General features: G+C 65.7%; 20 protein-coding genes. 3 read left to right on the plus strand and 17 right to left on the minus strand.

Annotated features, from left to right (window positions below):
* Positions 1–121: 121 nt before the first annotated feature.
* Positions 122–556 carry a hypothetical protein gene (locus tag HWX55_RS33180; RefSeq protein WP_175978770.1) on the plus strand — a complete coding sequence of 145 codons (435 nt, stop codon included), beginning with the start codon at positions 122–124 and terminating at the stop codon, positions 554–556.
* A 120-nt stretch (positions 557–676) separates the two neighbouring features.
* On the opposite strand, the gene ppx is transcribed toward HWX55_RS33180, so the two are convergent.
* Positions 677–2,191 carry an exopolyphosphatase gene (ppx, locus tag HWX55_RS33185; RefSeq protein WP_175978771.1) on the minus strand — a complete coding sequence of 505 codons (1,515 nt, stop codon included), beginning with the start codon at positions 2,189–2,191 and terminating at the stop codon, positions 677–679.
* 293 nt (positions 2,192–2,484) lie between these two features.
* Between ppx and ppk1 the strand changes: the two genes are divergently transcribed.
* The gene (gene ppk1 / locus HWX55_RS33190) at positions 2,485–4,548 is read left to right on the plus strand and encodes a polyphosphate kinase 1 (RefSeq protein WP_175978772.1); all 2,064 of its coding nucleotides are present in this window, start codon (positions 2,485–2,487) and stop codon (positions 4,546–4,548) included.
* Between the two features lie 91 nt (positions 4,549–4,639).
* Here ppk1 and phoR read toward each other — a convergent pair whose 3' ends face one another.
* The 11 genes from phoR to HWX55_RS33245 form a co-directional block, all read right to left on the minus strand.
* Positions 4,640–5,959, minus strand: a complete 1,320-nt coding sequence (phoR, locus tag HWX55_RS33195) for a phosphate regulon sensor histidine kinase PhoR (RefSeq protein WP_069617116.1) — start codon at positions 5,957–5,959, stop codon at positions 4,640–4,642.
* Between the two features lie 56 nt (positions 5,960–6,015).
* On the minus strand, positions 6,016–6,717 hold the full coding sequence (gene phoB, locus HWX55_RS33200; protein ID WP_006750313.1) for a phosphate regulon transcriptional regulator PhoB: 702 nt from the start codon (positions 6,715–6,717) through the stop codon (positions 6,016–6,018).
* Positions 6,718–6,746: 29 nt separating this feature from the next.
* Positions 6,747–7,451: a phosphate signaling complex protein PhoU gene (gene phoU / locus HWX55_RS33205; RefSeq protein WP_089467139.1), complete on the minus strand. Its 705-nt coding sequence runs from the start codon at positions 7,449–7,451 to the stop codon at positions 6,747–6,749.
* Positions 7,452–7,469: 18 nt separating this feature from the next.
* Positions 7,470–8,318, minus strand: a complete 849-nt coding sequence (gene pstB / locus HWX55_RS33210; protein WP_050015221.1) for a phosphate ABC transporter ATP-binding protein PstB — start codon at positions 8,316–8,318, stop codon at positions 7,470–7,472.
* A 15-nt stretch (positions 8,319–8,333) separates the two neighbouring features.
* Positions 8,334–9,227 carry a phosphate ABC transporter permease PstA gene (gene pstA, locus HWX55_RS33215; RefSeq protein WP_050015219.1) on the minus strand — a complete coding sequence of 298 codons (894 nt, stop codon included), beginning with the start codon at positions 9,225–9,227 and terminating at the stop codon, positions 8,334–8,336.
* Positions 9,224–10,210: a phosphate ABC transporter permease PstC gene (gene pstC / locus HWX55_RS33220; protein ID WP_124639041.1), complete on the minus strand. Its 987-nt coding sequence runs from the start codon at positions 10,208–10,210 to the stop codon at positions 9,224–9,226. The genes pstA and pstC overlap by 4 nt, the downstream gene beginning before the upstream one ends.
* Positions 10,211–10,304: 94 nt before the next feature.
* Positions 10,305–11,339: a phosphate ABC transporter substrate-binding protein PstS gene (gene pstS, locus HWX55_RS33225; RefSeq protein WP_050015215.1), complete on the minus strand. Its 1,035-nt coding sequence runs from the start codon at positions 11,337–11,339 to the stop codon at positions 10,305–10,307.
* 440 nt (positions 11,340–11,779) lie between these two features.
* Positions 11,780–13,135 (minus strand): phosphoglucosamine mutase, encoded by a 1,356-nt coding sequence (gene glmM, locus HWX55_RS33230; RefSeq protein ID WP_175978773.1) that lies wholly within the window; start codon positions 13,133–13,135, stop codon positions 11,780–11,782.
* 39 nt (positions 13,136–13,174) lie between these two features.
* Positions 13,175–14,116, minus strand: coding sequence for a dihydropteroate synthase (folP, locus tag HWX55_RS33235; protein WP_175978774.1), 942 nt, complete (start codon positions 14,114–14,116; stop codon positions 13,175–13,177).
* A 28-nt stretch (positions 14,117–14,144) separates the two neighbouring features.
* Positions 14,145–16,040 carry an ATP-dependent zinc metalloprotease FtsH gene (gene ftsH, locus HWX55_RS33240; RefSeq protein WP_050015209.1) on the minus strand — a complete coding sequence of 632 codons (1,896 nt, stop codon included), beginning with the start codon at positions 16,038–16,040 and terminating at the stop codon, positions 14,145–14,147.
* Between the two features lie 166 nt (positions 16,041–16,206).
* The gene (locus HWX55_RS33245) at positions 16,207–16,869 is read right to left on the minus strand and encodes an RlmE family RNA methyltransferase (protein WP_006476343.1); all 663 of its coding nucleotides are present in this window, start codon (positions 16,867–16,869) and stop codon (positions 16,207–16,209) included.
* 193 nt (positions 16,870–17,062) lie between these two features.
* On the opposite strand from HWX55_RS33245, the gene HWX55_RS33250 reads away from it, so the two are divergent.
* Positions 17,063–17,590, plus strand: coding sequence for a YhbY family RNA-binding protein (locus tag HWX55_RS33250; RefSeq protein ID WP_089467132.1), 528 nt, complete (start codon positions 17,063–17,065; stop codon positions 17,588–17,590).
* Between the two features lie 68 nt (positions 17,591–17,658).
* Here HWX55_RS33250 and HWX55_RS33255 read toward each other — a convergent pair whose 3' ends face one another.
* From HWX55_RS33255 to carA, 5 genes are all read right to left on the minus strand, one after another.
* Positions 17,659–18,117, minus strand: coding sequence for a DUF4149 domain-containing protein (locus HWX55_RS33255; protein ID WP_050015203.1), 459 nt, complete (start codon positions 18,115–18,117; stop codon positions 17,659–17,661).
* Positions 18,118–18,131: 14 nt separating this feature from the next.
* On the minus strand, positions 18,132–18,608 hold the full coding sequence (gene greA, locus HWX55_RS33260; protein ID WP_006476345.1) for a transcription elongation factor GreA: 477 nt from the start codon (positions 18,606–18,608) through the stop codon (positions 18,132–18,134).
* Positions 18,609–18,726: 118 nt separating this feature from the next.
* The gene (gene carB / locus HWX55_RS33265; protein WP_175978775.1) at positions 18,727–21,981 is read right to left on the minus strand and encodes a carbamoyl-phosphate synthase large subunit; all 3,255 of its coding nucleotides are present in this window, start codon (positions 21,979–21,981) and stop codon (positions 18,727–18,729) included.
* Between the two features lie 49 nt (positions 21,982–22,030).
* Positions 22,031–22,690: a leucine efflux protein LeuE gene (gene leuE, locus HWX55_RS33270; RefSeq protein WP_175978776.1), complete on the minus strand. Its 660-nt coding sequence runs from the start codon at positions 22,688–22,690 to the stop codon at positions 22,031–22,033.
* A 37-nt stretch (positions 22,691–22,727) separates the two neighbouring features.
* Positions 22,728–23,873, minus strand: a complete 1,146-nt coding sequence (gene carA / locus HWX55_RS33275; RefSeq protein WP_175978777.1) for a glutamine-hydrolyzing carbamoyl-phosphate synthase small subunit — start codon at positions 23,871–23,873, stop codon at positions 22,728–22,730.
* Between the last annotated feature and the right edge of the window lie 130 nt (positions 23,874–24,003).

The raw sequence follows: 24,003 nt of genomic DNA on the forward strand, positions 1-24,003 counted from the left end.
TTTCACGGCTCGCCGCAGTGCGGCCAAGCACGAACCAACCGCCACGCCCGCGCGCCCCCCGCCCCGCGCACGGAACTTGCTGGAACACGCGATAATACGTGTGAACAACCCGCATCCGCGCATGAAAAACAACATTCTCGAAACCGCCCTCTGCGCGTCGCTGCTCGTGCTCGCCACCGCCGGCACCGCGTCGGCGAAAGCGCTCGACGACGCGCTCGATTGCCATTCGACCGGCCACCAGTTCGTCGCGCCGCTGCTCGCGGCCGGCGACATCCAGTCGGAGCCGATGCACGTCGAGTCGAATTCGGTCAATGCGTTCCGCACGAACCGCGCGCTGACGGCGTACGGCTTCGGCGTCTACGTCGTGCTCGGCTACCAGGCGAACGACCCGATCTTCCGTCCGGGCGACGGCAAGCCGATCGGCGACTGGGCGTACGGTGTCGTCGTGCGCGGCACGAAGAGCGCGGTCGAGGAAGCCGTGCGCAAGGCCGGCAGCGACGCAACCGTCAAACAGGCGTTCCCGTTCCTGACCGCGATCGTCTGCTCGTCGGATTGAGCGGACCGTCAGCACCCGCGCTGCGCGGCCGCTGATCGCACGGGGGGCGACGCCTAGCGAGTGCCACCATCGAGATATCCGCCGGGCCCGAGCCACCCTCCCGGCCCCGCTATCGCGCCGTCACGCGCCGGTATAAACCACGCGATACGGGATACCGACCTTCTCCCACTCCGCCGCCTCCTGGCTGAGGCTGTAGTCGGTCAGCGGGTTCTGCTCGACCCACGCGCTCGGCAGACGCACCTCGTACCCGCCCTTCTTCATCTGCGAAACGGAAATATCGGGCAGCCCCGCATCGGTCCGGCGCCGGCACAGCAGCGCCGCGAGCCGCAGGCAGAACAGCAGCGGCCACTCGACCTCGCGCGCCTGCGACAGCTTGCCGAGCTTGCCCGCATGGCCGAGCACGAGCGCGGCGAGCCGCGCCTGGTCGGTGCGCGAGAAACCCGGCATATCCGCGTTGCTCGCGATATAGGCCGAATGCTTGTGATACGCGCTGTGCGAGATCGACAGGCCGATCTCGTGCAACGCGGCCGCCCAGCCGAGGAACATCCGCCCTTCCTCGCGCGCTTCCTCGTCGTCTTCCTCGAGCTCGTCGTAGAAACGCACCGCGAGCGCGCCGATCCGCTCGGCTTGCGCACGATCGACGCCGTAGCGGCGCGTGAAACCCTCGACGGTCACCGCGCGCATGTCCTCGTGCTGCGTCCGGCCGAGCAAGTCGTACAGCACGCCGAGGCGCAGCGCGCCATCGGTCGTATCGACGTAGTCGACGCCCAACTCCTCGAACACCGCCAGCATGATCGCGAGGCCGCCGGCGAGTACCGGCACGCGGTCGGGCTTCAGCGCGATCAGCTTCAGCCGGTTGACGTTCTCCGACTTGATCAGCGCACGCTTCAGGCGCTCGAGGCCGCCGCGCGAAATGCCGTGGGTGATGCCCGGATCGTTGAAGCCGTTCGCCTCGACGAGTTCCGCGAGCGCGCGCGCGGTGCCGGACGAACCGATCGCCTGGTCCCAGCCGGCCTTCTTGTATTCGCTCGAAATGATCTGGATCTCGCGCTTGGCCGCGAGTTCGGCCTGCCGCATCGTGTATTCGTCGACGTTGCCGGCCGGGAAGAAGGTGCGGCTATGGCTCACGCAACCGATATAGAGGCTCTCCATCACGATCGGCGTGTAGTGCGAGCCGATGATGAATTCGGTCGAGCCGCCGCCGATGTCGACGACGAGCCGCTTGCCGGCGCTCGCCGGCACCGAGTGCGCAGCGCCCGCATAGATGAGGCGCGCCTCTTCGCGGCCCGCGATCACTTCGATCGGGAACCCGAGCGCCGCCTCGGCCTCGCCGAGGAATTCGGGGGCGTTCTTCGCGACGCGCAGCGTGTTGGTCGCCACCGCGCGCACATGATCGGGATGGAAGTCGCGCAGGCGCTCGCCGAACCGCTTGAGCGCCTCCCAGCCACGCTCCTGCGACGCGCGATCGAGCATCTTGTCGCTCGACAGCCCCGCCGCCAGCCGAACCGGCTCGCGCAGCGCGTCGACGGGATAGATCTGGCTGCCCGCCGGCGTTTCCTCGACGCGCCCGACGATCAGCCGGAAGCTGTTCGAGCCGAGATCCACGGCAGCCAGCAAGTGGGGAGTTGTAACCATCAGAAGGGGCTCCGTGCGCGTTCTTCCGCGGCAGCCGTTCCGGCAACCGCGGGCGATCAATCAAAGGCGACATTTTAAGCGTGGAACGCTTGCCGTTGCCACGCTTCACGGGCACACGCTTCACGGGCATGCACACTGCTCCATTCCATATAGCCGAAACATTTATGCGACGAAAGGGTTCGGGCGTAGAATTTCCCGATATAAAACCATGATTGTCATCAGCACGTCATCGTACCGTGAGAGTTTCCGAGCGTCCTTTCGAATCATCGCCTGAATTACCCCCTACTCTGCCGATGTCCGTCCGTTACCCGCTTCTCAATCGTGAACTCGGCATCCTCGGTTTCAACGAGCGCGTGCTGGCCCAGGCGGCCGACCCGCAAGTCCCGTTGCTCGAGCGCCTGCGCTTCATCTGCATCACCAGCAGCAACCTCGACGAATTCTTCGAAGTCCGGATGGCCGGCCTGCAGGAGCAGATCCGCGACAACCCCGGCGCGCTGACGCCCGACGGCATGTCGTTGCAGCACGCGTACGATCTCGTCGTCGAACGCGCGCAGCGGCTCGTGCATCGACAGTACACGATGCTGCACGAAACCGTGCTGCCGGCGCTCGAACAGGAAGGCATCTACTTCCATGCGAGCGACACGTGGAACGACGAGCAGCTCGAATGGGCGCGACGCTACTTCCTCGACGAACTGCTGCCCGTGCTGACGCCGATCGGCCTCGATCCGGCCCACCCGTTCCCGCGCGTGCTGAACAAGAGCCTGAACTTCGTCGTCGAGCTCGAAGGCCGCGACGCATTCGGCCGCCAGGCCGTGATGGGCATCGTGCAGGCGCCGCGCGCGCTGCCGCGCGTCGTGCGCATGCCGCATGCGCTGTCGGGTTTCGAGCACGGCTTCGTGCTGCTGAGCTCGTTCATGCAGCGCTTCGTCGGCGAACTCTTTCCGCAACTCGTCGTGAAGAGCTGCAACCAGTTCCGCATCACGCGCAACAGCGAGCTGTTCGTCGACGAAGACGAAATCACGAACCTGCGTGTCGCGTTGCAGGGCGAATTGCCCGCGCGCCATCTCGGCAACGCGGTGCGCCTCGAAGTGTCGGCCGACACGCCGCTGCACATCGTGCGGCGCCTGCTCGAGGAAAGCGAACTCGGCGACAAGGACTGCTATCGCGTGGCCGGCTCCGTGAACCTCGTGCGCCTGATGCAGATTCCCGATCTCGTCGATCGCCCCGACCTGAAGTTCGCGCCGTTCACCGCGTCGACGCCGTCGGCAATCGTCAACGCGCCGACGATGTTCGACGCGATCGATGCCGGCGACATCCTGCTGCACCACCCGTACGAGAGCTTCCAGCCCGTGCTCGAACTGCTGCAGCAGGCCGCGAAAGACCCGAGCGTCGTCGCGATCAAGCAGACGATCTACCGCACCGGCACCGACTCGCCGCTGATGGACGCGCTGATGGAAGCCGCGCGCAACGGCAAGGAAGTGACCGTCGTCGTCGAGCTGCTCGCGCGCTTCGACGAGGAAACCAACATCAACTGGGCGTCGCAGCTCGAAGCCGTCGGCGCGCATGTCGTGTACGGCGTGGTCGGCCACAAGTGCCACGCGAAGATGATGCTGATCGTGCGGCGCGTCGTGCAGGCCGGCAAGGCTGCGCTGCGCCGCTACGTGCACCTCGGCACCGGCAACTATCATCCGCGCACGGCGCGCCTCTACACCGACTTCGGGCTGATGACGGCCGACCAGAAGATCTGCGAGGACGTGCATCACGTGTTCCAGCAACTGACCGGAATCGGCGGCGAATTGACGCTGCACGAGCTGTGGCAGTCGCCGTTCACGCTGCATCCGCGCATCATCGATTCGATCCGCGCGGAGATCGACAATGCGCAGGCCGGCAAGCGCGCGCGCATCGTCGCGAAAATGAACGCGCTGCTGGAGCCGTCGGTGATCGCCGCGCTGTACGAAGCGTCGCAGGCCGGCGTCAAGGTCGACCTGATCGTGCGCGGCGTCTGCGCGCTGAAGCCCGGCGTGCCGGGGCTGTCGGAAAACATCACGGTGCGCTCGATCGTCGGCCGCTTCCTCGAACACCACCGCATCTACTACTTCCACGCGGGAGGCGCCGAGGAGGTCTATCTGTCGAGCGCCGACTGGATGGACCGCAACCTGTTCCGCCGCGTCGAAGTCGCGTTCCCGATCCGCGAGCGCAAGCTCAAGCGGCGCGTGATCGCCGAAGGGCTGTCGGTATGCCTCGGCGACAACCAGTCGGCATGGCAGATGCACAGCGACGGTCACTATCGCCGGCGCCGCACCGGCAAGACGATCCGCAACGCACAGCTCGGGCTGCTCGCGAAGTTCTGCTCGTGAGCAGCCGGCGCGATACGAGTCGCGCCGACGCTTCGCCATGAAAAAAGCAGCCCGCGGGCTGCTTTTTTTCGACTGCCGCACCACTACACGATCATGCTTCGTAAGCGGCCGGCCGAATCGCGATCACGCGCGAGCCCGGAAACCGCGCGGTGAACGTACTGCCGCGGCCTTCCTCGCTCTGCACGTACAGATGCGCGTCGTGCCGCTGCAGCACGTGCTTGACGATCGCGAGCCCGAGGCCCGTGCCGCCGGTGTCGCGCGAACGGCTGCGATCGACACGGTAGAAGCGCTCGGTGAGCCGCGGCAAATCGGCGGCCGGAATCCCGAAGCCGCTGTCCGTGACGGAGAACACGCCCTGCGCGCCCTCGCGCCGCCACGACACGACGATCTTGCCGCCGTCCGGCGTATAGCGGATCGCATTCGTGACGAGATTCGCGAACGCGCTGAACAGCTCCGTCTGCGCGCCCGTGACGCCGAGCGTCTCGTCGATCGAGAACGCGATGTCGTGATGCCCGTTCGACAGCGTGTGCGCATCTTCCTTCAGATGGTCGAACACCGCACGCATGTCGATCGCGTGATCGACCGGCGGCTTGCTCTCGCCTTCCAGCTTCGCGAGCACCAGCAGGTCGGTCACGATGTGCCGCATCCGCGATGCCTGCTGCTCCATCATGTCGAGATAGCGCGCGCGGTCCTCCTCGTTCAGCGGCAGCTCGCGCATCGTCTCGAGGAAGCCCGACAGCACGGTGAGCGGCGTCTTCAACTCGTGCGACACGTTCGCGACGAAGTCGCGCCGCATCGCGTCGGTGCGCTCGAGCTCGGTGATGTCCTGCGTGAGCAGCAGCTTGCGGTTCTCGCCGTACGGAAACACCTGCACGGCCAGCACGTTCTGCCGCGAGTCGCCCATGCCGCGCATCAACAGCGTCTCGTCGTAATGCTGCGCATTGAGGTAGCGGACGAAATCGGGATGACGCACCAGGTTCGTGATGTGCTGGCGCAGGTCGCGCTTCGCATCGAGGCCGAAATGGACTTCGGCGATCGCGTTGCACCACTCGATCTGGTCGTGGTCGTCGAGCATCGCGACGCCGTTCGGCGACGCCTGGATCGCCTGGATGAAGCGCGAATGCTGCTGCTCGACCTGTCGCACCTGCGCATGCCACTGCTTCGCGAGCTTGTGCAGCCGATAGTAGATCTCGCCCCAGATGCCCGGCGCGCTCGGCACTTCGCCGTAGACGGGCGCATCGAGCAGGCGCCACAGACGCTGCGTATGGAAGGTGCTGAAAAAGCCCTGCGCGACCAGCATCACGACCACGAACACGAGGCCCGCGGTCGGGCCGGCAAAGACGCCGACCAACACGCCGATCAGCACGAGCAGCACGAGCGACACCAGGAAGCGCGCCCAGATGATGTTCATGATTCAGCGTCCGAAAGAAGGAACGGCAGCCGCGGCACGCGGCATGCCCGAATACGTTACGCGTGCTTGGCGAGGCGGTAGCCGCTGCCGCGCACGGTTTCGATCATCGCATCGCAGCCGGCCGGTTTCAAGGCCGCGCGCAATCGTTTGATGTGCACGTCGACGGTACGCTCCTCGACGAACACGTGGTCGCCCCACACCTGGTCGAGCAGTTGCGTGCGGCTGTGCACGCGCTCCGGATGCGTCATGAAGAAATGCAGCAGGCGGAACTCGGTCGGGCCGAGATCGAGCTTGATCTCGCTGCCGTCGCCGTGCGCGGCGACGCGATGCGTGGCCGGGTCGAGACGCAGCCCGTTGATCGACACGACGTCCTCGGTCAGCTGCGGCGCGCGGCGGCGCAGCACGGCCTTGATGCGCGCCATCAGTTCCTTCGGCGAGAACGGCTTCGTCACGTAGTCGTCCGCGCCGATTTCGAGGCCGAGCACCTTGTCCTGCTCGTCGCCGCGGGCGGTAAGCATGATGATCGGAATGTGCTTGGTCCGTTCGTTGTTGCGCAGGTCGCGCGCGAACGCGATGCCGGACTTGCCCGGCAGCATCCAGTCGAGCAGCACGAGATCGGGCAGCACGTCGCTGATCAGGTTCTGCGCCTGTTCGGCGTTGTACGCGCGGATCGGGCAGTGACCGGCGTGCTGGAGATTCACCGAGATCAGTTCGGAAATCGCGGGCTCATCTTCAACGACGAGAATGTTGCTGGGCATCGGCACCTCTGTTCTTCCTATGGAGTCGATTAACTGTTGGCTTCGCGATCGAGCGTGTCGCGCGGCTGGTGCCGCACGTCGGTGCCCTTCACGATGTAGATGATGAATTCGGCGATGTTCTTCGCGTGGTCGCCGATCCGTTCGATCGCCTTCGCGATGAACAGGTAGTCGAGGCCCACCGAGATCGTGCGCGGATCTTCCTGCATGTACGACACGAGCTTGCGCACGAACGCGCGGAATTCCATGTCGATTTCCTTGTCGTCCTTGACGATCTGCGCGGCGGCCACCGTGTCGAGGCGCGCGAACGCGTCGAGCGCGCGGCGCAGGATCGTCACGGCCATCTCGCCCGACACCTTGATCTCGGCGATGTTGACCGCACGCGCGGACGGCTCGTCGACCAGGCGGCGCACGCGCTTGGCGATCTTCTCGGCTTCGTCGCCGGCGCGCTCGAGGTTCGTAATCGTTTTCGAAATCGACATCAAAAGACGCAGGTCGCGCGCGGCAGGCTGCCTCCGCGCGATGATGTTGCCGCATTCCTGGTCGATGTCCACTTCCATCGCGTTCAGCGTTTCCTCGGCCGCGATCACCTTCTCGGCCGTATCGCGATCGAACTCGTTCAGCGCGCGCATCGCGCCGACGATCTGCGACTCCACGAGTCCGCCCATTTCCAGCACTTTCGACGACACGGCATTCAGGTCCGCGTCGAACTGGCTCGACAGATGTTTATCCGACATGGTTGTTGTTCTCCGTCATCAGCCGAAGCGGCCGGTGATGTAGTCTTCCGTTTCCTTGCGCACCGGCTTGATGAAGATCTTTTCGGTGTCGCCGAACTCGATCAGCTCGCCCAGGTACATGTAGGCCGTGTAATCCGAGCAGCGTGCGGCCTGCTGCATGTTGTGCGTGACGATCACGACCGTGTAGTCGCTCTTCAGCTCCGCGATCAGCTCTTCGATGCGGCCCGTCGAGATCGGGTCGAGCGCCGAGCACGGTTCGTCGAGCAGCAGCACTTCCGGACGGATCGCGATGCCGCGCGCGATGCACAGACGCTGCTGCTGGCCGCCCGACAGCCCGTAGCCGCTCTGGCCCAGCTTGTCCTTCACTTCGTTCCACAGCGCGGCCTTCGTGAGCGCCCACTCGACGCGATCGTCCATTTCCGAGCGCGTGAGCTTTTCGAACATCTTCACGCCGAACGCGATGTTGTCGTAGATCGACATCGGGAACGGGGTCGGCTTCTGGAACACCATGCCGATCCGCGCGCGCAGCAGCGAGATGTCGCGCTTCGTCGTCAGCAGGTTCTCGCCGTCCATCAGGATTTCGCCTTCGGCGCGCTGCTCCGGATAGAGCGCGAACATCTTGTTGAACGTGCGCAGCAGCGTCGACTTGCCGCAGCCCGACGGGCCGATGAACGCCGTCACCTTCCCTTCGGGAATGCGCAGGTTGATGTTCTTCAGCGCGTGGAACTTGTTGTAGAAGAAATTGAGGTTGTTGACCTCGATCTTCGCGTTCAGCGGCGCGAGCGGACGGCCGTGCGCCGCGTCTTGCGTGCCGGCGGGCGCAGCGGTGCGCTCGACGGGATTCAGGTGGCTTTCTGCCATATTCATCGGATTGCTCCGCCGTTACTTTTTCGAGAAGATCGAGCGCGCCAGGACGTTCAGTCCGAGCACCCCGAGCGTAATCAGGAACACGCCCGCCCATGCGAGCGACTGCCATTCCGCGAACGGGCTCATCGCGAACTTGTAGATCGTGACCGGCAGGTTCGCCATCGGCTGGCTCATGTCGACCGAGAAGAACTGGTTCGACAGCGCGGTAAACAGCAGCGGCGCCGTTTCGCCGGCGATCCGCGCGACCGCGAGCAGCACGCCCGTCACGATCCCGCCGACCGACGCGCGCAGCGTGATCTTCAGCACCATCCTCCACTTCGGCGTGCCGAGCGCGACGGCCGCTTCGCGCAGCGCGTTCGGCACGAGCTTCAGCATGTTCTCGGTCGTGCGGATCACGATCGGGATCTGCAGCAGCGCCAGCGCGATCACGCCGGCCCAACCGGAGAAACGCCCCGACTTCGCGACGACGATCGCATACACGAACAGGCCGATCACGATCGACGGCGCGGACAGCAGGATGTCGTTGATGAAGCGGATCGTGCTCGCCAGCAGGTTCTTCTGCCCGTATTCGGCGAGATAGACGCCCGCGAGGATGCCGATCGGCGTGCCGACCAGCGTGCCGAAGCCGCACAGCAGCAGGCTGCCGACGATCGCGTTCGCGAGACCGCCGCCTTCCGTGTTCGGCGCCGGCGTCGATTCGGTGAACAGTTGCAGCGACAGGCCGCCGACGCCGAGGTGCACCGTCGTGTAGAGAATCCACACGAGCCACAGCAGGCCGAAGGCCATCGCGCCGAGCGACGCGGTGAGCGCGATCGCGTTGACGACCTTGCGCTTGCGCTGCAGGCGGTTGCGCATCGCGTCGAGCGCGGCGCCGCTCGGCCCCGGGAAATTCATGATGGGCTCGCTCATTTCTTGCCCTCTCCCTTCTCGAGACGAAGCAGCAGCAGTTTGGAGATGGACAGCACGATGAACGTGATCACGAACAGGATCAGGCCGAGCTCCATCAGCGCGGACGTGTGCAGGCCCGGCTGCGCTTCCGCGAATTCGTTCGCGAGCGCCGACGTGATGCTGTTGCCCGGCGCGAACAGCGACACGCTGTCGAGCAGGTTCGTGTTGCCGATCACGAAGGTCACGGCCATCGTTTCGCCGAGCGCGCGGCCGAGGCCGAGCATCACGCCGCCGATCACGCCGGTCTTCGTATAGGGCAGCACGACCTTCCACATCACTTCCCAGGTCGTGCAGCCGATCCCGTATGCCGATTCCTTCAGCAGCACCGGCGTGACCTCGAACACGTCGCGCATCACCGACGCGATGTACGGAATGATCATGATCGCGAGAATCACGCCGGCCGCGAGGATGCCGATGCCGATCGGCGCGCCGGACGTCAGCGGGCCGAGCACCCACACGTCCTTGAGCAGCCGGCCGATCGGTTTCTGGAAATATTCGGCGAAGATCGGCGCGAACACGAGCAGCCCCCACATGCCGTACACGATCGACGGAATCGCGGCGAGCAGCTCGATCGCGATGCCGAGCGGACGGCGCAGCCACACGGGCGCGAGCTCGGTGAGGAACAGCGCGATGCCGAAACTGACCGGCACCGCGATGACGAGTGCAATGATCGACGTCACGATCGTGCCGTAGATCGGCACGAGTGCGCCGTAGATGTCCGAGTTGGGATCCCACTCGGATTGCCACAGGAAGCCGAGGCCGAACTTCTGGATGGTCGGCAGCGACGCAATGATCAGGGAAATGATGATCCCGCCGAGCAGCAGCAGGGTCACGATCGCGGCCAGCCGCGCAAGGCCGCCGAACAGGACATCCCCGAGACGGCTCGGCGCGCGCTGCTGCGCACTGTCGGGCGATCGGGAGGACGGGTATGAAATATCAGACATGGGTGCCTGCTTTTGATCGCCGGGCGCCGTAACGCCCGGCTTTACCGCACACACTGCCCGACCGGCACGGCCGGGCAGCGAACCGCTGGATGGCTTACTCGGCGGCGACCGGCTTGCCCGAAGCGTCCGTCACCTTCGTCTTCCACTGCTTGCGGATTTCCGTCTCGACCGTCGCCGGCAGCGAGATGTAGTCGAGGCTGTCGGCAGCCTTCTCGCCGTTCTTGAACGCCCAGCTGAAGAACTTCAGCGTTTCCGCGCCCTGCTCCGGCTTGTCCTGCTTCGCGTGCAGCAGCACGAACGTCGCGCCGACGACCGGCCACGCGTCCTTGCCCGGCTGGTTCGTCAGGATCTGGTAGAACGACTTCGACCAGTTCGCGCCGGCTGCAGCGGCCTTGAACGTTTCCGTCTTCGGCTCGACCACCGTGCCCGTCGAATTCTTCAGCGCAGTGTAGGTCATGTTGTTCTTCTTCGCGTACGCCCACTCGACGTAGCCGATCGCGCCCGGCAGGCGCTGCACGAAGGCCGCGACGCCGTCGTTGCCCTTGCCGCCCGTGCCCGTCGGCCAGTTGACCGTCGTGCCTTCGCCGATCTTCGACTTCCACTCGTCGTTGACCTTCGACAGGTAGTTCGTCCAGATGAAGCTCGTGCCCGAGCCGTCGGCGCGGCGGACCACGGCGATGTCCGTATCCGGCAGCTTGACCTTCGGGTTCAGCGCGGCGATCGCCGGGTCGTTCCACTTCTTGATCTTGCCGAGGTAGATGTCGCCGAGCACCGGGCCCGACAGCGTCAGTTCGCCGGCCTTCACGCCCGGCACGTTGACGACCGGCACCACGCCGCCGACCACCGTCGGGAACTGGAACAGGCCTTCCTTCGCGAGATCTTCGTCCTTCAGCGGCGCGTCCGAACCGGCAAAATCGACCGTCTTCGCGTTGATCTGCTTCAGGCCGCCCGACGAGCCGATGCCTTGGTAGTTGACCTTCGCGCCGCCGGACTGCTGGTAGTCGGCAGCCCATTTCGTATAGATCGGCATCGCGAACGTGCTGCCTGCGCCCGTGATGTCGGCAGCTTGAGCGGCGACGGCGAAAAGCGCGCCAGCCAGGCCGGCAATCGCGGTTTGCATCAATTTCATGAGACCTCCAGTGTGTGAGCGGATGACTACGGCACCGCGAAGGTTAGGGGCTGCTCATGACGGTAATGTGACAATCGATGAAACTGGCGTGACAGTAACATGACTGGTTGAAAGGGAATATCGGGTCGCGCGTCGGGGCGTGGGAGCGGCGCGGGCGGCAAGAATTGCCTGGCTCGAAGGGAGGGGATGAACGCCGTTTCAACGGCGTGCGAGCGCATCGTAGCGCGGCGTCGGACGGACGGGAAGCCCGGTCCGGCCGGAAGTCTGCTTCCGGGGTCGGATGCCGGATTCGATGGGAGGGATGCGTTTACCGAAGCTTGCTGCTATTAGGTAACGCAAACCTTTGCGTCTGACAAAAACGACGGCGCCCGAGGGCGCCGCACACACTTCGTCGGGAGCCAGCGCGCGGGCGGCCGGACCGCCGCGCGCGCCCGCCCCGGTCAGGCCGTCGCCGCGCGCACCGCGTCGGCGATCGTCTCCGCATGGCGCACCGCGTCGGCCGCCTGCTGCGCTTCGACCATCACGCGCAGCACGGGCTCCGTGCCCGACGCGCGGATCAGCACGCGGCCGCTGCCGGCAAGCTCGGCTTCGGCGGCATCGATCGCCGCACGAATCGACGCGCTGCCCTTCCAGTCGGCGCCCGGTTTCATCCGCACGTTGATCAGCTTCTGCGGGAACAGCGTGACGCCGTCGAGCACCTGCGCGAGGGTGCGGCCGCTGCGCTTGAGCGCGGCCAGCACGAGCAGCGCCGACACGATGCCGTCGCCGGTCGAGTGCCGGTCGAGCGACAGGATGTGGCCCGACCCTTCCGCGCCGAGCTGCCAGCCGTGCTCGCGCAACTGCTCGAGCACGTAGCGGTCGCCGACCGCCGCGCGGACGAACTTCACGCCCTCGCGCTGCAGCGCGACTTCGACGGCAAGGTTCGTCATCAGCGTGCCGACCGCGCCTTCGACCTTGCCGTCGGTCGCGATCCGGTCCTTCACGAGCACGTAGAGCAGCTCGTCGCCGTTGTACAGGCGGCCGGTCGCGTCCACGACCTGCAGACGATCGGCGTCGCCGTCGAGCGCGATGCCGAGATCGGCATGGTTCGCCCGCACCGCGCGCACCAGCGCGTCGGGCGCGGTCGCGCCGACGCCGTCGTTGATGTTGAAGCCGTTCGGCGCGACGCCGATCGGAATCACGTCAGCGCCGAGCTCGTGGAACACGTGCGGCGCGATCTGGTACGCGGCGCCATGCGCGCAATCGATCACGAGCTTCAGCCCGCGCAGGTCGAACGCGGCCGGGAACGTGCTCTTGCAGAACTCGATGTAGCGGCCGGCTGCGTCGTCGAGGCGGCGAGCCTTGCCGAGGCCGTCCGACGGCGCGCATTCGAGCGGCTTGTCGAGCCACGCTTCGATCGCGGCCTCGGTGTCGTCGGGCAGCTTGTTGCCGTCGGCCGAGAAAAACTTGATCCCGTTGTCGTGATACGGGTTGTGCGACGCGCTGATCACGACACCGGCCGACAGACGCAGCGCCCGCGTCAGATACGCGACGCCGGGCGTCGGCATCGGGCCGGCCAGCATCACGTCGACGCCGGCCGCCGAGAATCCGGCCTCGAGCGCGGCTTCGAGCATGTAGCCCGATACGCGTGTGTCCTTGCCGATCAACACGGTCGGACGCGAGCCTGCCGCGACGTCGGCCGAGCCGGCCAGTACCTTGCCGGCCGCATAGCCGAGGCGCAACACGAAGTCCGGCGTGATGGGCGCTTCGCCCACCGTGCCGCGAATGCCGTCCGTGCCGAAATATCGACGTCCCATGGGGTCCTTCCTCCTTCGTCTTTCGTCTTTCTGACTTGCTTATCGTTGCCGCGCGGCTGCGCGCACGGCATTCCATACTTTCAGCGCATCGACCGTCGCCGCGACGTCGTGCACGCGCACGATCGCCGCGCCCCGCTCGACCGCGCACAACGCGGCCGCCACGCTCGCCGCGACGCGCTCCATCGGCGGCTTGCCGCCGATCACCGCGCCGAGCATCGACTTGCGCGACATGCCCGCGAGAATCGGATAAGCGCGCCCGTCGGGCCGCGCGGGCGCCGTGTCCGGCAACGCGGCCAGCAGCGCATAGTTGTCGTCGACGACCGCCTTGCCGAACCCGAAACCGGGATCGACGCAGATCCGCTCCGCCGCCACCCCCGCGTCGCGCAACGCCTGCGCGCGCGCGGCGAGGAAATCGCGCACGTCGGTCACGACGTCGCCGTAGTCGGGCTCGCCGACCTGCATCGTCTGCGGCTCGCCGAGCATGTGCATCGCGCACAGACCGCTATTGCCGTCGCGCACCGCGTCGATGGCGCCCGGCTGGCGGAACCCCCAGATGTCGTTGATCAGGTCCGCGCCGGCGGCCAGCGCCGCGCGCATCACGGCCGGCTTGTACGTATCGATCGACAGCGGCACGTTCAACGGCCGCAGCGCCTCGACGAGCGGAATCACGCGCACGAGCTCCTCGTCGAGCGGCACCGGCGGCGCGCCGGGGCGCGTCGATTCGCCGCCGATGTCGATGAGGTCCGCGCCGTCGGCGATCATCCGCTCGGCCTGGCGCAGCGCATCGTCGCGCGCGAGGAAGCGGCCGCCGTCGGAGAACGAATCGGGCGTGGCGTTGAGGATGCCCATCACGAGCGGGCGTTCGAACGTCAGTTCGAAGCGGCCGCACTGGAGCGGCGCGGGAATGAACGGGGACACTGCGGAATCGGACACGAGCAACGGGCGTGGATGAATGCAAAACGGGCCGGTGTGAAGCCACACCAGCCCGTGAACGGTGCTAAAGCGGAGATTATGCCGCCGGCGTCGCCGGCGCCGGCGCGCTGCCGGGCTTGACCTCGGCACTGCCGCCGCCCGACGAATCGCCGCCGACAGCCGGCGAGCTCTTCGGCGAGCGCGGCGGACGGCCTTCCATGATGTCGTTGATCTGATCGGCGTCGATCGTCTCCCACTCCATCAGCGCGGCCGTCATCGCCTCGACCTTGTCGCGGTTCTCCTCGAGCAGGCGACGCGCGAGGTTGTACTGATCGTCCAGCACGCGACGGATTTCCGAGTCGACCTTCTGCTGCGTCGCTTCCGAGATCGTGCGCGTGAAGCCGCGGCCGAACGGCGACGCATCGTTCTCGTCGTCGACGTAGACCATCGGCCCGAGCGCGTCGGTCATGCCGAACCGCGCAACCATCGCACGCGCGGTCTGCGTGGCCTTGTTGAAGTCGTCGGATGCGCCGGTGCTGACCAGGTTCATGAACAACTCTTCGGCCACCCGGCCACCGAACAGGATCGCGAGGCGGTCGAGCAGGTAATCCTTCGAATACGTCTCGTTGTCATGCTCCGGCAGCTGCCACGTGACGCCCAGCGCGCGACCGCGCGGGATGATCGTGACCTTGTGCACCGGGTCGGCCTTCGGCAGCAGCTTCGCGATCACCGCGTGACCCGACTCGTGGTACGCGGTGGCGCGCTTCGCTTCCTCGCGGATCACCGCCGACTTGCGCTCCGGACCCATGAAGATCTTGTCCTTCGCGTCCTCGAAATCCTGCATCTCGACGATGCGCTTGCCGCGACGGGCGGCGAACAGCGCAGCTTCGTTCACGAGGTTCGCGAGATCGGCGCCCGAGAAGCCCGGCGTGCCGCGTGCGATGACCGCCGCGTCGACGTCGTTCGCGATCGGCACCTTGCGCAGGTGCACGCGCATGATCTGCTCGCGGCCGCGGATGTCCGGCAGGCCGACATAGACCTGGCGGTCGAAACGGCCCGGACGCAGCAGCGCCTTGTCGAGCACGTCGGAACGGTTGGTCGCGGCGATCACGATCACGCCCGAGTTCGCCTCGAAGCCGTCCATCTCGACCAGCATCTGGTTCAGCGTCTGTTCGCGCTCGTCGTTGCCGCCGCCCATGCCGGCGCCGCGATGACGGCCGACCGCGTCGATTTCGTCGATGAACACGATGCACGGCGCATGCTTCTTCGCCTGCTCGAACATGTCGCGCACACGGGCCGCGCCGACGCCGACGAACATTTCGACGAAGTCCGAACCCGAGATGCTGAAGAACGGCACCTTCGCTTCACCCGCGATCGCGCGGGCCAGCAGCGTCTTGCCGGTACCCGGCGGGCCGACCAGCAGCACGCCGCGCGGAATGCGGCCGCCCAGTTTCTGGAATTTCTGCGGATCGCGCAGGAAGTCGACGAGCTCGGACACTTCTTCCTTCGCTTCGTCGCAGCCCGCGACGTCGGAGAAGTTCACCGCGTTGTTGTTCTCGTCGATCAGCCGCGCACGCGATTTCCCGAACGAGAATGCGCCGCCTTTGCCGCCCCCCTGCATCTGCCTCATCATGTAGAACCAGAACACGATGATCAGGATCGTCGGCCCGAGGTAGTACAGCGCGGACATCAGCGCGTTCGGCTCGTCGTCGGCCTTGCCGCTGACCTGCACGCCGTACTTCATCAGATCGCCGACCATCCAGATGTCGCCGGGCGACACGATCTGGTATTTCTGGCCATCAGCCGGAGTGACGGTGAGGTTGCGCCCCTGAACGATGACGTTCTTGACCTTGCCGTTCTTGGCGTCGTCCATGAACTGCGAATAGGACACGCCTTCCTGGACGCGGGGCTTGTCGAACTGCTTGAACACCGTAAACAGCACCAGTGCGATCACCAGCCACACCGCTGCCTTCGAAAACATATTGTTGTTCAAAGCACCACTCCTTCACTCGTAGACGAGCGCCTACATTTTCCTTGCGGCGCCCCTCGGTCATTCTAATCCAGTCCGACCACCCCTGCCATAAGCATTGACAACCGCCGCGATAGCGCTTCGCTTGTCCGGCAAGGGCCGGAGCCCGTTTGCGGCATCGCGTTCCGCATCAGCGCGGATGCTTCAGCTGCCGACCCAAAATGAACGTTTCGGACGATTTGTCGCGGGATGCCTTGGGCTTGCGCGGCGCGACAACCTTAAACTGCTGTTTGAACTTCTCGACGATCTGGCTGTAGCCGCTGCCGTGAAAGCACTTCACGAGCAGCGCACCGTCCGGCTTCAGATGGTTCTGCGCGAATTCGAGCGCCAGATCGCAGAGATGCTCGATGCGCGCCGCGTCCGCCGAGGCCACGCCGGAGAGGTTGGGGGCCATGTCCGAAATAACAAGGTCCACCGCGCGGCCTTCGAGCACTTCCTCGAGCTGGTGGAGGACGTCGTCCTCGCGGAAGTCGCCCTGCAGGAAGTGGACGTCGGCGATCGGCTCCATCGGCAGGATGTCGAGCGCAACGATCGTGCCGTCGATGCCGCCTTCGCGCTCCGCGTCGCGCTTCTTGCCCTGCGCGAGCTTGTTGCGGGCATACTGGCTCCAGCTGCCCGGCGTGGCGCCGAGGTCGACGATCACCTGGCCCGGACGGATCAGCTTGTCCTGCTCGTCGATTTCCTTCAGCTTGTACGCGGCGCGCGCGCGATAGCCCTCCCGCTGCGCCATTTTGACGTACGGGTCGTTGATGTGGTCGTGCAGCCAGTGCTGGTTGAAGCGGTTTTTTGCCATTCGAGAGAGAGATTGCTGCCCATTGCTTCGTGAAGCCGCGCTTTTAGCGGATAATACGCGTCTTCTTCGCGCGGCTGCGGCCCCTTTTCAGGCCCAAGCCGCGATTTTACGTGGTTTCGGCGCACGGCTGACGCGGTAACGTCCCGCGATCGCTTTTCAGTCAGCGCGCCCTTATTTAGATTTCGACATTTCCATGCCCGCCCTTTCGCTTTCTCCCGCCGAGCGCTCCGCGCTGCGCTCCCAGGCCCATGCGCTCAAGCCCGTCGTGCTGATCGGCGCCGAAGGGCTGACCGACGCCGTGCTGAAGGAAATCAAGGTGCACCTCGACGCGCACCAGCTGATCAAGATCCGCGTGTTCGGCGACGAACGCGACGAACGCATCGCGATCTACGACGAGATCTGCGACCGCCTGAACGCGGCGCCGATCCAGCACATCGGCAAGCTGCTGGTGATCTGGAAGCCCGAGGCCGCGGTGGCGGCCCCGTCCCGCGGCCGGCGTGCCGGCGCGCTGCCGAGCGCGGCCGAAGCCGTCGACGACAAGAAAGGCCGTGCACCGCGCACCGTCAAGGTCGTCAAGGTGTCGCCGAACGCGAGCCCCGTGCGCCGCCCGAGGCCGGTCAAGGTCACCGTGCGCGGCAACGAACGCGTGACCGCAGGCGGCACCGTGAAGCGCGCGAAAAAGCGCCAGGCCAGCACGAAGCGGCCGTTCCAGGACAAGTAAAACGCCTGTGCGGCACGGATTCCCGTGCCGCCCTGCCCGTCGTCGCGCAACGCGCGACGGCGTGGCGCTCAGGCGTCGCGCGCCGGCAGGCGCCAGACCAGCATCAGCCCCAGCACGCTTTCGACGAGATAGAACACGCTCGACACGCCGTGCAGCATTCCGAAGCGGCTCGCATACGGCGAATTCGCGATATCGGTGCCCGCATCCATCGCGGCCACCCGCAGCGCGTTCATGAACGGCTGCAGCGCAAAATACCCGACCAGCACGCACACGACCATCGCGGCGACGATCCAGCGCACGCGGCGATATTCGGTGCTGCCGCGCCGCACCTGCTGATTCGACAATGCGAGCAGCAGCACGCCGCACACGACGCCGAGGATCGCCTCGATGCGGAACAGCTGGGCGGCGACCGAACCGGCCGTCATCCGCTCCAGCGTCTTGAACAGGACGGGCGCGACCGCATACCCGATCGTCAGCAGGCTGCCGACCCACACGGCCGACAGCAGACGGAACACGCGATGCGGCATCAGGTCGCCCCGTTTCAGATGTAGCTGACCGAGATGATTTCGTACTCGCGCACGCCGCTCGGCGCCTGCACGGCCGCGACGTCGCCTTCGGACTTGCCGATCAGCGCGCGCGCGATCGGCGAGCTGACCGAGATCAGGCCGTGATCGATATCGGCTTCGTCGTCGCCGACGATCTGGTACTTGACGGTATCGCCCGACTCGAGATCCTCGAGTTCGACCGTCGCGGCGAATACCACGCGGCCGTCGGCGTCGAGCACCGTGGGATCGATGATTTGCGCGGCGGACAGCTTGGATTCGAGTTCCGCGATGCGGCCCTCGATAAAGCCCTGCTTTTCCTTCGCGGCGTCGTATTCGGCGTTTTCGGACAGATCGCCCTGTGCGCGGGCCTCCGCGATCGCGTTGATCACGGCCGGCCGCTCGACGGACTTGAGGCGCTGCAATTCATCGCGCAGTTGCTCTGCGCCACGCTTTGTCAACGGAATGGTGCTCATAAACGGCTCAATCGCTAAAAACGGCTATAAAAAAAATCACCGCGATTAAGCGCGCTTCCGATGCACTGGAAACACCGCCTAATCGCGGCACGTGTTGCTTCGACAGGTAACTGACTGCTTAGTTTAGGCGAGCGTGAAGACCTTGTAAATCATAGACTTCCAGATCCTTCAGGTAGCGCAAGCCTTCGACGGCCGCGCGCGCGCCCGACATCGTCGTGTAGTACGTGACCTTGTGCGCCTGCGCGCTCATGCGGATCGAACGCGAATCGGCGATCGCCTGGCGCGTCTCGTCGACCGTCGTGAACACGAGAGCGATCTCGCCGTTCTTGATCATGTCGACGATGTGCGGACGGCCGTCCTTCACCTTGTTCACGACCTTCACCGGCACGCCGGCCGCTTCGATCGCGGCGGCCGTGCCCTTGGTCGCGACGATCGGGTAGCCGAGGTCGTGCAGCATGCGCGCGACTTCGACGGCCTTCGGCTTGTCGGCGTCCATCACGGTCAGCAGCACCGTGCCCGACTCCGGCAGGCGCGAACCGGCCGCGAGCTGCGACTTGAACAGCGCTTCGCCGAACGTCTGGCCGACGCCCATCACTTCGCCGGTCGAGCGCATTTCAGGCCCGAGGACCGGATCGACGGTCGGGAACTTGACGAACGGGAACACCGCTTCCTTCACGCTGAAGTACGGCGGCTCGACTTCCTTCGTCACACCCTGCTGCGCGAGCTTCTGGCCGACCATCGCGCGCGCCGCGATCTTCGCGAGCGGCAGGCTGGTCGCCTTCGACACGTACGGCACCGTGCGCGATGCGCGCGGGTTCACTTCGAGCACGTAGATGATGTCCTGCTTCGAACCATCCGCCTGCGGTACCTGCTGGATCGCGAACTGCACGTTCATCAGGCCGACCACGTTCAGCGCCTTCGCCATCGCGCCCGTCTGGCGCTTCAGCTCGGCCACGGTTTCCTTCGACAGCGAGTACGGCGGCAACGAGCATGCCGAGTCGCCCGAGTGGACGCCCGCCTGCTCGATGTGCTCCATCACGCCGCCGATGAACACGGCTTCGCCGTCGCAGATGCAGTCGACGTCGCATTCGATCGCGTCGTTCAGGAAGCGGTCGAGCAGCACCGGCGAATCGTTCGACACCTTCACGGCCTCGCGCATGTAGCGCTCGAGGTCGCGCGGCTCGTGGACGATTTCCATCGCGCGGCCGCCGAGCACGTACGACGGGCGCACGACCAGCGGATAGCCGATTTCGTCGGCCAGCGCGAGCGCTTCGTCTTCGGCGCGGGCGGTGCGGTTCGGCGGCTGGCGCAGGCCGAGGTCCTGCAGCAGCTTCTGGAAGCGTTCGCGGTCTTCGGCCGCGTCGATCATGTCCGGCGACGTGCCGACGATCGGCACGCCGTGCGCCTCGAGGTCGAGCGCGAGCTTCAGCGGCGTCTGGCCGCCGTACTGGACGATCACGCCGACCGGCTTTTCCTTGTCGACGATCTCGAGCACGTCTTCGAGCGTCAGCGGCTCGAAGTACAGGCGGTCGGACGTGTCGTAGTCGGTCGACACCGTTTCCGGGTTGCAGTTGACCATGATCGTTTCATAGCCGTCCTCGCGCATCGCGAGCGCCGCGTGCACGCAGCAGTAGTCGAACTCGATGCCCTGGCCGATCCGGTTCGGGCCGCCGCCCAGCACCATGATCTTCTTGTTCGTGGTCGGCTGCGCCTCGCACTCTTCCTCGTAGGTCGAGTACATGTACGCCGTTTTCGTCGCGAACTCGGCCGCGCACGTGTCGACGCGCTTGTAGACCGGGCGCACGTTCAGCTCGACGCGACGCTTGCGGACGTCTTCCGGCGTCGCGCCGAGCAGCTTCGCGAGGCGGCGGTCGGAGAAGCCGCTCTGCTTCAGGTAGCGCAGCTCGTCGAACGTCAGCGACGCGAGCGTGCGGCCCGACAGCGCCTTTTCCTTCAGGATGATCTGCTCGATCTGCTCGAGGAACCACGGGTCGATCGCGGTTTCCGCGAAGATTTCCTCGGCCGTCATGCCGATGCGGAACGCATCGCCGACGTACCAGATGCGGTCCGGGCCCGGCTCGTGGATCTCGATCGCGATCTCGTCGCGGTTGGTCGACTTCTCGTCGAGGCCGTCGACCCCGACTTCGAGGCCGCGCAGCGCCTTCTGGAACGATTCCTGGAACGTACGGCCGATCGCCATCACTTCGCCGACCGACTTCATCTGCGTGGTCAGGCGCGAATCGGCTTCGCGGAACTTCTCGAACGCGAATCGCGGGATCTTCGTGACGACGTAGTCGATCGTCGGCTCGAACGACGCCGGCGTCTGGCCGCCGGTGATTTCGTTCTTCAGCTCGTCGAGCGTGTAGCCGACCGCCAGCTTCGCGGCGACCTTCGCGATCGGGAAGCCGGTGGCCTTCGACGCGAGCGCCGACGAACGCGACACGCGCGGGTTCATCTCGATGACGACCATGCGGCCGTCCTTCGGGTTGATCGAGAACTGCACGTTGGAGCCGCCCGTGTCGACGCCGATCTCGCGCAGCACCGCGAGCGACGCGTTACGCAGGATCTGGTATTCCTTGTCGGTGAGCGTCTGCGCCGGCGCGACCGTGATCGAGTCGCCGGTGTGCACGCCCATCGGGTCGAGGTTTTCGATCGAGCACACGATGATGCAGTTGTCGGCGCGGTCGCGCACGACTTCCATCTCGTATTCCTTCCAGCCGAGCAGCGACTCTTCGATCAGCAGCTCGCGCGTGGGCGACAGGTCGAGACCGCGCTTGCAGATCTCTTCGAACTCTTCGCGGTTGTACGCGATGCCGCCGCCCGAGCCGCCGAGCGTGAACGACGGACGGATCACGACCGGGTAGCCGCTGCCGCCCGTCTCCGCCGTGATCTGCGCGTGCACCTGGGTCGCTTCTTCCATCGAATGCGCGATGCCCGACTTCGCGGAGCCGAGACCGATCTTGGTCATCGCTTCCTTGAACTTCTGGCGGTCTTCGGCCTTGTCGATCGCTTCCGGCGATGCGCCGATCAGCTCGACGCCGAACTTCTCGAGCACGCCGTGGTGGTGCAGGTCGAGCGCGCAGTTCAGCGCGGTCTGACCGCCCATCGTCGGCAGGATCGCGTCCGGGCGCTCCTTCTCGATGATGCGTGCGACGACTTCCCACGTGATCGGCTCGATGTAGGTCACGTCGGCCGTGTTCGGGTCGGTCATGATCGTCGCCGGGTTGCTGTTGACGAGAACGACCTTGTAGCCCTCCTCACGCAACGCCTTGCAAGCCTGCGCGCCCGAATAGTCGAACTCGCACGCCTGGCCGATGATAATCGGGCCGGCGCCGATGATGAGGATGCTCTTGATGTCTGTGCGTTTTGGCATGGCTTGTGAATTCAATAAGTAATCGTTGTCGTGGGTCGGCCGGCGGCGCTCAGCTCAGGGTCGCGAGCGCCAGCTTCACCGAGAAACCGATGAACAGGCCGCCCACGCTGCTCGCCGCGCCTGCCGCGAGCTTGCGGCGGCGGCGGAAGTGCTCGGCGAGCCGCGCGCCCGCGAAGATCAGCGTGCTCAGGTACAGGACGCTCGCGCATTGCGCGATCGCCCCGAGCACGACGAACGACAGCGCGGGATGCGGGAATGCCGGGTCGACGAACTGGATGAAGAACGAGATGAAGAACAGGATGGCCTTCGGATTCAGCAGGCTCACGATCAGCGCTTTCCGGAACGGACGTTCGCCGTCGACCGCCTGCGGCGCCTCGACCGGCGCGTCGCCGCGCGCGCGCAGCTTGCTCCACGCGCTGCGCAGCATCCCGGCGCCGATGTACAGCAGGTACGCGGCGCCGCCGTACTTGACGACGGAGAACAGCAGCGGGTTCGCCTTCAGCAGCGACGCGACGCCCGCGGCCGACAGCACCATCAGCACGGTATCGCCGACGAACACGCCGCAGGCCGCGCGATAGCCGGCCTTCACGCCGCGCTGCGCGGCAAGCGACAGCACGTACATCGAGTTCGGCCCCGGCAGCAGGATGATGAAGATCACGCCGAACACGTAGGTCCAGATATCCGTGATGCCGAGTGCGTGGCCGAACATGATGCGAATCTCCCGTTCTTCGGTTGCGTCGATGACGTTAGGCGGTGCGCTGCTTCGCCGCGTCCATCAGCGCGGTGAAACGGTCGAACAGGTAGCCGATGTCGTGCGGGCCGGGCGACGCTTCCGGGTGGCCCTGGAAGCAGAACGCCGGCTTGTCGGTCAGCTCGAAGCCCTGCAGCGTGCCGTCGAACAGCGACACGTGCGTCACGCGCGCGTTGGCCGGCAGCGAATCGGCGTCGACCGCGAAGCCGTGGTTCTGCGACGTGATCACGACACGGCCGTCGCCGAGATCCTTCACCGGATGGTTCGCGCCGTGGTGGCCCGTCTTCATCTTCAGCGTCTTCGCGCCGACCGCGAGGCCCATGATCTGGTGGCCGAGGCAGATGCCGAAGGTCGGCACGCCGCGCTCGATGAATGCCTGGGTGGCCGCGATCGCGTAATCGCACGGCTCCGGATCGCCCGGGCCGTTCGACAGGAAGACGCCGTCCGGATTCAGCGCGAGCGCATCTTCCGCACTGGCTTGAGCCGGCAGCACCGTCACGTGGCAACCGCGCTCCGCGAGCATGCGCAGGATGTTGTACTTGACGCCGAAGTCGTACGCGACGACCCGGTACTTCGGCGATTCCTGCATGCCGTAGCCGCCTTCGAGACGCCATTCCGTCTGCTTCCACTCGAACGGCTTGGTGGTCGACACGACCTTCGCGAGATCCATGCCGGCAAGGCCCTCGAACGAGCGCGCGAGCTCGATCGCCTTCGCTTCGTCGTCGGAGCCCGTCAGGATGCAGCCGCTCTGCGCGCCCTTGTCGCGCAGGATGCGGGTCAGCTTGCGGGTATCGATGCCGGCGATCGCGACGACGCCTTCGTCGCGCAGGTAGTCGCCGAGCGTGCGGTCCATGCGGAAGTTCGATGCGAGCGTCGGCAGATCGCGGATGATCAGGCCGGCGGCATGGACTTTCGTGGCTTCGACGTCTTCGGCGTTGACGCCGACGTTGCCAATATGCGGATAGGTGAGCGTGACGATCTGGCGCGAGTAGCTCGGATCAGTCAGGATTTCCTGATAGCCGGTGATCGCGGTATTGAACACGACTTCGCCGATCGTATGGCCTTCGGCCCCGATCGAATAACCACGAAAGACCGTGCCGTCGGCGAGTGCAAGCAAGGCGGGAGAAAAAGACGGCAACACGGGAGGCTCCTTGGGGAACACCCTGCTGCCGACCTGTTTACCCTGCCGCGCAAGCGCCGCGCTGCGTGGGCGCGCGCGGTCGCTAGCTGGACGCGGCCTGCGTTGTCGAGACGCGAACCCGGCGCGTGGC

The sequence above is a fragment of the Burkholderia sp. BCC1047 genome, from assembly GCF_902833155.1.
Lineage (GTDB): Bacteria > Pseudomonadota > Gammaproteobacteria > Burkholderiales > Burkholderiaceae > Burkholderia > Burkholderia sola.

Bases quoted from the DNA above. Each gene is read 5' to 3' on its own strand.
- pstB (WP_050015221.1), bottom strand. From the start codon at position 8,318: ATGAATATGGCAGAAAGCCACCTGAATCCCGTCGAGCGCACCGCTGCG.
- ppk1 (WP_175978772.1), top strand. From the start codon at position 2,485: ATGTCCGTCCGTTACCCGCTTCTCAATCGTGAACTCGGCATCCTCGGT.
- leuE (WP_175978776.1), bottom strand. From the start codon at position 22,690: ATGTTCGGCCACGCACTCGGCATCACGGATATCTGGACCTACGTGTTC.
- phoU (WP_089467139.1), bottom strand. From the start codon at position 7,451: ATGTCGGATAAACATCTGTCGAGCCAGTTCGACGCGGACCTGAATGCC.
- pstS (WP_050015215.1), bottom strand. From the start codon at position 11,339: ATGAAATTGATGCAAACCGCGATTGCCGGCCTGGCTGGCGCGCTTTTC.
- pstA (WP_050015219.1), bottom strand. From the start codon at position 9,227: ATGAGCGAGCCCATCATGAATTTCCCGGGGCCGAGCGGCGCCGCGCTC.
- phoR (WP_069617116.1), bottom strand. From the start codon at position 5,959: ATGAACATCATCTGGGCGCGCTTCCTGGTGTCGCTCGTGCTGCTCGTG.
- HWX55_RS33180 (WP_175978770.1), top strand. From the start codon at position 122: ATGAAAAACAACATTCTCGAAACCGCCCTCTGCGCGTCGCTGCTCGTG.
- carB (WP_175978775.1), bottom strand. From the start codon at position 21,981: ATGCCAAAACGCACAGACATCAAGAGCATCCTCATCATCGGCGCCGGC.
- phoB (WP_006750313.1), bottom strand. From the start codon at position 6,717: ATGCCCAGCAACATTCTCGTCGTTGAAGATGAGCCCGCGATTTCCGAA.
- HWX55_RS33245 (WP_006476343.1), bottom strand. From the start codon at position 16,869: ATGGCAAAAAACCGCTTCAACCAGCACTGGCTGCACGACCACATCAAC.
- HWX55_RS33255 (WP_050015203.1), bottom strand. From the start codon at position 18,117: ATGCCGCATCGCGTGTTCCGTCTGCTGTCGGCCGTGTGGGTCGGCAGC.
- greA (WP_006476345.1), bottom strand. From the start codon at position 18,608: ATGAGCACCATTCCGTTGACAAAGCGTGGCGCAGAGCAACTGCGCGAT.
- HWX55_RS33250 (WP_089467132.1), top strand. From the start codon at position 17,063: ATGCCCGCCCTTTCGCTTTCTCCCGCCGAGCGCTCCGCGCTGCGCTCC.
- glmM (WP_175978773.1), bottom strand. From the start codon at position 13,135: ATGGGACGTCGATATTTCGGCACGGACGGCATTCGCGGCACGGTGGGC.
- ppx (WP_175978771.1), bottom strand. From the start codon at position 2,191: ATGGTTACAACTCCCCACTTGCTGGCTGCCGTGGATCTCGGCTCGAAC.
- pstC (WP_124639041.1), bottom strand. From the start codon at position 10,210: ATGTCTGATATTTCATACCCGTCCTCCCGATCGCCCGACAGTGCGCAG.